Annotated in this window: 9 protein-coding genes; 1 reads left to right on the top strand and 8 read right to left on the bottom strand. The window is 43.0% G+C overall.

Features of this window, described 5'->3' with window-relative positions; all coding sequences use genetic code 11:
- Positions 1 to 141: 141 nt before the first annotated feature.
- From secE to IE039_RS07950, 7 genes are all read right to left on the bottom strand, one after another.
- Complete coding sequence (gene secE / locus IE039_RS07980; protein ID WP_029509487.1) at positions 142 to 315, bottom strand: preprotein translocase subunit SecE; 174 nt, start codon at positions 313 to 315, stop codon at positions 142 to 144.
- Between the two features lie 15 nt (positions 316 to 330).
- The gene (gene rpmG, locus IE039_RS07975) at positions 331 to 480 is read right to left on the bottom strand and encodes a 50S ribosomal protein L33 (protein ID WP_010001468.1); all 150 of its coding nucleotides are present in this window, start codon (positions 478 to 480) and stop codon (positions 331 to 333) included.
- Between the two features lie 52 nt (positions 481 to 532).
- Positions 533 to 1,123 carry a TetR/AcrR family transcriptional regulator gene (locus IE039_RS07970; protein ID WP_010005899.1) on the bottom strand — a complete coding sequence of 197 codons (591 nt, stop codon included), beginning with the start codon at positions 1,121 to 1,123 and terminating at the stop codon, positions 533 to 535.
- A gap of 71 nt (positions 1,124 to 1,194) precedes the next feature.
- Entirely contained in the window at positions 1,195 to 2,742 is a 1,548-nt protein-coding gene (locus IE039_RS07965) for an ABC transporter permease (RefSeq protein WP_189429003.1), read from the bottom strand.
- Positions 2,743 to 2,874: 132 nt separating this feature from the next.
- Complete coding sequence (gene hpf, locus IE039_RS07960) at positions 2,875 to 3,423, bottom strand: ribosome hibernation-promoting factor, HPF/YfiA family (RefSeq protein ID WP_029509485.1); 549 nt, start codon at positions 3,421 to 3,423, stop codon at positions 2,875 to 2,877.
- Positions 3,424 to 3,505: 82 nt separating this feature from the next.
- Entirely contained in the window at positions 3,506 to 4,171 is a 666-nt protein-coding gene (locus IE039_RS07955; protein WP_019041628.1) for a ComFC family protein, read from the bottom strand.
- Complete coding sequence (locus IE039_RS07950) at positions 4,168 to 5,445, bottom strand: ATP-dependent helicase ComFA (protein ID WP_019041627.1); 1,278 nt, start codon at positions 5,443 to 5,445, stop codon at positions 4,168 to 4,170. Before IE039_RS07950 ends, IE039_RS07955 begins: the two co-directional genes overlap by 4 nt.
- Before the next feature lie 17 nt (positions 5,446 to 5,462).
- Between IE039_RS07950 and IE039_RS07945 the strand changes: the two genes are divergently transcribed.
- Positions 5,463 to 6,098: a YigZ family protein gene (locus tag IE039_RS07945; protein WP_189429002.1), complete on the top strand. Its 636-nt coding sequence runs from the start codon at positions 5,463 to 5,465 to the stop codon at positions 6,096 to 6,098.
- Positions 6,099 to 6,652: 554 nt separating this feature from the next.
- Here the strand turns inward: IE039_RS07945 and IE039_RS07940 are convergent.
- The coding region (locus IE039_RS07940) for a DUF3825 domain-containing protein (protein ID WP_189429001.1) at positions 6,653 to 7,442 on the bottom strand (790 nt) is incomplete at its 5' end.

Genomic DNA, 7,442 nt, shown 5'->3' with positions numbered 1-7,442 from the left:
AACACCATTAAAGACCTTGATGGGTTTTTCTGTCCACTTAAATGTTCAACTTAAATTTTACAATCTGCCATATAAAAAAGAACCTCTTTTAAGAAGTCCTTGCGTTAGTTACAGTATACTATATTTTCTGTTTTTGAGCTATTACTTCATGACGAAGTTAATACCTTGTTGTAAGAGCCAGTCCACACCGCCCAAGAAAACAGCAAAGATGATTGACACGGTAATCACCGTCACAGTTTCCTTTGAGGCTTGCGCTTCGGACAACCATGTTACATTCTTCATTTCATTTGCAACATTTTTAAAGTATCTCACCATGGTTGACTGCCTCCTTTACTTTGTTTGTTGATGCAATGTGTGCTTGCCACAAAAGGCACAGAACTTATTCACTGCTAAACGTTCTGTCCGATCTTTTGACAATGCTACTGTGTAATTGCGTGAGCCACATACTGTGCACGCGAGTGATACTTTTTGACTAGCCATAATAGGTCTCCGTTAAATTTCATTTCTAGCATAACACTTAAACGCGTAAAACTCAACGGTGCGCAACGCCGTATAAAATCAGATCGAGTAGATTTTGGACGCGTGTGGTCAAATCACGGGCATCAGTAAGCGCATGGAAGTCACTAAACAACGGTGCCAAACTCGTCATATAAAATGCACTCGCCATTTTGGCATCAACATGTTGTCTTAATTGCATCGCCTCTTGATCAAAAAAACGCGCAATGGGACCAACGTAATACCGACCAAAAACCATGCCCAGCGTTTGTTTGCTATCGGGTGAAAGCACATCAAAACTACCGTGAATTAAAGTGAAAACATCACGCGGATGCCGGTTTACAATCACCTTAGTCATGTCGACTAACTGATCAACCGGCTGCGGATAAGGCTGTGCCAAGATGGCAAGCATCTCATCAGCAACCTGTTGTCCAACAACCTTAATCACCTCAACAAATAAGGTTTCTTTGTCGCCAAAGTAGTGATACAAAGCCGGTTGGGTAATGTTTAACGCTTTGGCAATATCACGTGTTGTTGTTTGTTCAAACCCGTGCGCCAAAAATTGGTCTGTCGCAGCGGCTATAATGCGATCACGCGTCGCTGTATTTGTCTGTGATTTGGTTTCCATATTGTTAGTTTACACCATTTTAAATAAAATGCAGCATGACTTTCGTCACCCTGCATTGATTTTTTTAGATTTTACGACTGGCTTAATTCATTTTTGAAACTTTGCCGCTGCTTCATTCGGTAGTATGAGACTAATAAAATCGTCAAGACCAGCCACCACAACGCTAAGATTAACAAATCTTGCTGGACTGCCCCACCAAAAATAATCGCCGTCGTCACACGATACAAAGCTGCTAGCGGCCAGACCATATCACTCATATGCACAACCGTCGGTATCGTCTGGGCTGGGCTAATGCTTAACACAAAGACTGCCTGCAAAATCAACAAGATAACGCTTAACCACCAGCCAGCTTGACCAAGCCACTGCTTCAAATACCAGACAAGACTCATCATGACCCAAGCCGCTAACAATGTAGCCCCAACCATTAGCCAAATATTACCAATCGTCACATGCCAAAATGGCGCACTACCGACCATCAAGCCAACAGCTAACAAGCTGAATACGCCCGCTAGTTGGAAATTTTCCCACCACTGTTCTAAGGCTAACGCCTCTTGACGCGTTGACTTCACAGGGAGGAGTAACCCAAATAATACAGCCAGCACCGTCACAGCCACAACCAATAATTGTGGCAATAAGGTTTGTCCGGTTTGCTTAATAGGTTGCAAATCAACTGTCTGATAGCGCATCATCTGTGTCAATGGTGACGCATCGTGCTGATCCGCCTGCTCACCTAACATATTGTTAAGCTGGCCGGCCACGTCAGCCTGGCCTTGCTGTAGCGCATTGGCGCCAGCTTGAATTGTCCCTGATTGTTCACTTAGCGCTTTAGCTTGTGATAAATTAGCACTGATTGTGCCAATGCCACCAACAATCGTGGTTTGCATCGTATAAGATAGATGATTAATTGCCACTGCCATAGCCTGAATTTTTGCTGTGTCACCAGCATTAACGGCATCATTTAATTGTGCCGAATAATTTGCCAATTTCGCCACCGCATCATTGGCGTTATCCTTTAAATCACTGGCAGATTGCGCATCAATACGATTTCCAACAACTTGCAAATTCACTTGCAAATCGTCTGCTTGCTGCGAGAGTTGTTGACTTTGTTGTGCGATTTTTTTCAACGCTGTGTTATTAGCCGGACCAACCAACAATACGTTATTCTGACGGGTCAACGCCGCTGATAATGCCTGTGTGAGATACTGGGCAGCAAATGGACTTTGGCCACTCGCTAGCCACTGTGAAATCGGCGCAACTTGACCAGTTTGTTTAAAGTCAGCCAGTTGCTGCGTCAACGTTGCTGGCATCATCACGACACTGTTGACCTTACCAGCGCGCAAAGCCGCTTTGGCTTGTGCTACGCTGCGATAATCAACCGCGGTCAACGCTGTATCTTGATGTAATAACTTACTAAAATCAGCCCCAATGTTGCGCTGTTGCTCTTGATATTGACCACCACGATCTTGATTGACAACCGCAACGCGTAGTTTAGTTGCCTGTTGGTTCTGATGTCCTAAAACACCCAGCATACCGGCCACTAAGATGACCGGTGTGATCGTGGCTACTAGCCACTTCACGAGCTGTCGCTTATTTTTAAATAGGGATTGCCAACTGAACATAAAAAAACCTCTTTTATCTATTATTACTAGCATAACGATAAAAAGGCTTTTTGGGGTTATCTTTATAAAGTTTTATGACTTTTACAACATTTTTGCGCGTTGGTCATACTGACGCAACCACACAATACGCCATTATTCGCCTGCAGTCTCCAACAAACCATAGCGGCCATCCTTACGCTTGTAAATGACAGCATCGGTGTTGGTTTCTGCATCCTTGAAGATGAAGAAATTGTGCGCTAACAAATCCATTTGTAGGGCAGCTTCTTCAGGTGACATTGGCTTCAGATCCACATGCTTTGTTCGTACGACTTGGATGGCATCGTCGTCCACTTCTGTTTCAGGAATTTCACCTTCTGCATCAATGCCCTTGAAGCCAGTTGCACGTGACTTACGATTAATCTTCGTCTTATACTTACGTACTTGACGTTCCAGCTTATCAGAAACCGCATCAATCGCTGCATACATGTCAGGGTCAATAGCTTCCGCGCGCAAGACAACGTACGGTAGCACAATGGTAACTTCGGCCTTATCAGACTTATCAGAATGGTAAGTTCTCAAATTGACGTTGGCAGTCGCTTTTTCGCCGATGTAACGGTTCAACTTTGTCAGACGCTTCTCCACATACTCACGAAGGGCATCTGTTACCTCGATATTCTCGCCTCGTACATTAAAATCTAACATAATCAATTCCTCCATCTAAGTTACTACATTCATTATACCATAGCTGTAAGCGTTTTCTGTAAAAATGTTCATTTTCTCATCATTAACGTGCCAATGACAAACTTTTGACCTCTTTTGCGCCTAATTGATATAACAATGTTGCTGCATGATATAACGTGTTACCCGTTGTATAGACATCATCAACAAGTAACACGCGCTGATCAACCAAATCTTTGGTCACCGCAATGGAAAATGGCTGTTTTCGGTGTAAACGGGCCGCCCGATCTCGCTGTGACTGATGCGCCTTTTGTTGTTGCGTCACCTGCAATAATGCCTGATAAGGGACCCCTTCAAATAGGCCTAGTCTTTGATTAAATCCCCGTCGTAACATCGTATCATGACTAACCGGCACCGGAACAACCATATCCATAGTATGCACTTTTTGAATTAACTCATGATTAAATACGGTTCGCAGCAGATAATCCCCGTTAAATTTATACGCCTTCATATACTGTCGCATCGCCTCATTGTATTGATATAACGCACAATGCGCCAATAATTGCTGCCCTTGTTGTTGCCAACGGCGGCAATCTTGACACAGTGTGTCATCTGCTTGTTGGCGACCACATCCAGCACACGCTGTTGTAATACTTTGAAACTGTTGCCGACATGGCTCACAAATTACCGCGTTGTCCAGTGTCATCACGCCGAGTGTCTGCAGCAAATTCAGTTCGTCATGTAGTGGTTGTTGACATAGCAAACACATCATGTCACACCGCCTAACTTTTGGCCACGCCGATTCATTTGCCTAATTTGATGTCGGGCAGCTAAAACGCGGTAATTAACGTGAGTCACATAGGCGATGACTAAACCACTCGGATAGTCAGGATGCCGACCGACACGGCCTGCCATTTGGACCAAAGCATGCTCATTAAATACCGACTCTTCCGCGCCCAGAATTAACACATCTAATGCCGGAAACGTCACCCCACGTTCCAAAATCGTGGTCGTCACCAGAAATTGCACGGTCCCATCTCGCATGCGTTGCACTTTTGCTTGACGCTGGGCATCATCTGCAGACACATAATCTCCCAGTTGTTCAGGGAATCGCTGGCTTAAGGCCGCATAAATTGGTTTAAGATCTGCAATATGTGGCACAAAAATCAATAAACGCCGTTTGGCCAGCAAGCATTGTTTAACCTGCTGATAAAAGTGCATCGGAAGTTTGTACCGCCAATTGTTCACCAGCCGCAGTCGGATGTCGGGTAATAAATGTTGATGAAAGCGTAATGGGAGATAGGAAACGGCTAGTTGTTGCCGCTTGACCCGTTGCCGCAATTGCTTTGTCGGCGTTGCCGTCAGATAAATCACCGTACTTTTGGTTTTTTTGGCTTTGTTCACAGCAAAGTTAAGCATGGCATCCCCAGCAAAGGGGAAGCTGTCAACTTCATCAATAATTAGTAAGTCAAAAGCCGCCAAAAAACGTAACATTTGGTGCGTTGTCGCTAAAACCAACTGGGTATAGGCATAAGGTTGCGGCTGTTCGCCATACAAAACGACAAGCGGTGTCTGTTGAAAGGCTGCTTGTAAGCGTGGTGCCAGTTCCAAAATCACATCAATGCGCGGTGACACAATGGCAACGCGTTGTTTTGCTTGCAGCGCGCGATGAATGACTGGAAAGAGCATTTCTGTTTTACCCGCACCCGTTACTGCCCAAACTAAGTGTTCCCGTTTTTGAGCTAACGTTGCCAACAAGGCATGACTGACCTGTCGTTGTTGCGCTGTCAATTGCCCTGTCCACGTTAATACCGTGTCACCGTTAAATTGGTTGGGTTCTGGCAACGATACCAATACATCCAACGTACTCACACGTCCTAATGCTAAACACGCCCGACAATAAAACTGTTTGTTAGGGAGTGCCGCGCGTTGGTTTTGTCCACAGCGCTGACAGATCGTGTGATGAAAGGCTGGGACAACCTGACAAGTAGTTGGGATAGGCGCAATCTTTGCTTGCACAATTTGTCGACCATAATATTTTTCCATACGCTATAATACGATATATGGACAAGTACATCACAATCGCCCCAGATCAGTTTGTCTGGGAACAAGACATTAAAAAATCACGTTTTATTCTAAATATTGCCCGCATCTCGTCAGAAGAAGATGCCCGTGCGTTTATCGAAAAAATTAATAAACAGCACTACAAGGCCACCCATAATGTGTTTGCCTATTTATTGGGTGATAATGACCAAATCCAACGTTATTCCGACAACGGCGAACCGAGTGGCACCGCAGGCGTGCCGATGCTTGAAGTGCTACAAAAAAACGGCATCCATGATGTCGTTGCTGTCGTCACGCGCTATTTTGGTGGCATTAAGTTAGGAGCTGGCGGGCTCATTCGGGCGTATGCCGGCACGACCGCCGAAGGCGTCAAAGCCGCTGGTCTGGTGGAACGGTTGACGCGGACCAAAGTCACCCTCACCGTCGACTACAAACAAGCCGAGACATTACAATACTGGATAACCGCACATGATTATCAAATTATGACGACCACTTACGACACGGCGGTCCATCTGGTCGTGCCAGTTGCCGAAGTGGAACTACCCGAATTTCAAGCGACATTGACTGATTTTCTGGCCGGTAACATTAAATTTCAAATTGGTGAAAAAACTTTCTTTGAAATTTCGACAAAATAGGCTATAATTGAATAGTTATGATCCGCTAGTGTAATGGATCGCACGCAAGATTCCGGTTCTTGAAATCCGGGTTCGACTCCCGGGTGGATCATCATAACGCTTGATATATAGGCGTTTACAGACGATTGTAGCACTTTCGTAGCACTGCAACGATTTGAAGCACGACTCAAACGGTCGTGTTTTTTATTTGTAAAAAAAAAACCAAACCAGGGAGTGGTCGGTCACTGGTATCAAGGCGTCGACGACTGTTTGTAGCAAATAAAATTCAGAAGCCATCTAACACAACCGAATTAACGGTCATTTTTTTATCGTTAATAAAAAATGACCTACATCAGATGTAGGCCATTTATATTTATCCAAAAACCCAGTGCTTAATCAAAAATGTGGAGAAATTATAGAACATATCTTCAAACATGTTCCAAGGAAAGGGATAATGAGTTTTCTTATTGTAGAGAAAACTATGATTAAACACTGGGTCAGCGTAGATACGCTATAAATAAATTTATCACACTGTTACATTTTTTGTCAAAATAATCAGGTTCTTTATACAAACTTCACACAATCGGCTGTACCCAGCTAGTTTCTGGCTTTGTTATCAATCTAGCATTATTATAAGCCATTTCTAATGTTAATGCCGTTCTACCAGAATAGACTCCGTCTTTAAAAGAAATCGCCAATGCCAAATCTGGAGTTCCATTCCCTTGTAATTCTAACGGAAGCAATAATTGCAACTGCCTCTGATAAAATTGTGGAACAGCTATTGTATAATTGGCTGACACTTTTCTTTTTGCTCTCGTAACTGCACCTTCCAGTAGAGCCTTAATCATAGGATCGGAATATTTTTGAATTTTTCGAGGTAACCTACTTCTATTTTTGTCATCGCGTAAAATATGAGGTATGTTAATTCTTATTTCTGCTTCAGGATTTAAGATTAGCTCTTCAGGATTTTTAAAATAATTGTTTCTCTTTGGTAAATCAGAAAACGAATTCATTTCAATATCTGAAGATGTCTTAAATCCAATAAAAAACCATGGTTGACTATTTTGCTTGTAGTTCTTTTTGAAAAAAGCAAAAATTGATTCGTAGTCTTCATCAAATAAACCAGTGTTAAAAGCAGCTGCACTATTGTCACGACTAAATACTATATAATTATTTTCTGGATTGGCGTTATAATTTTCTGCTAAATATTGAAAAGTGAAAGAAAAATAGTTTTTCAATATTTTATTATCCTCACCCCAGTACTCTGGAATAGCTTTTGCTGCTAATTCTTTTATATAAGGCAGATTGCAAGAAATAACTTGAACGAATTTAGTGACGTAGATTAAGTAAGAAGATCTCGATTGG

The sequence above is a fragment of the Leuconostoc lactis KCTC 3528 = DSM 20202 genome, assembly GCF_014651235.1.
Lineage (GTDB): Bacteria > Bacillota > Bacilli > Lactobacillales > Lactobacillaceae > Leuconostoc > Leuconostoc lactis.
Note: the sequence above shows the minus strand (reverse complement) of the source record. Positions and strands in the feature narration are given on the sequence as shown.